Annotated in this window: 1 rRNA gene; it reads right to left on the reverse strand. The window is 44.4% G+C overall.

The features are described from left to right. Positions 1-236 precede the first annotated feature (236 nt). Positions 237-286, reverse strand: a 16S ribosomal RNA gene (locus tag RG959_RS24025); the annotation flags it as partial.

Raw genomic sequence — 286 nt, forward strand, 5'->3', positions numbered from 1 at the left:
AGTGCCAAGGCATCCACCGTGCGCCCTTTCTAACTTAACCTAAAATGGCGGTGTATCTTACTCGGTTTTTTGCTTTGGTCATACAATGTGTTGCTTCTATCCAGTTTTCAAAGAACAGTTTCAGCTGCCTGCATAAATAAATGCGGGCACAAGAAGAGATTGAACTCTTCAAAACTGAACAAAATCAAACGTCAACGTGCCAGGAACGGAGTTCCTGTTTCCGTAAATATCCTTAGAAAGGAGGTGATCCAGCCGCACCTTCCGATACGGCTACCTTGTTACGACT

It is taken from the genome of Domibacillus sp. 8LH, from assembly GCF_038806185.1.
Lineage (GTDB): Bacteria > Bacillota > Bacilli > Bacillales > Domibacillaceae > Domibacillus > Domibacillus indicus_A.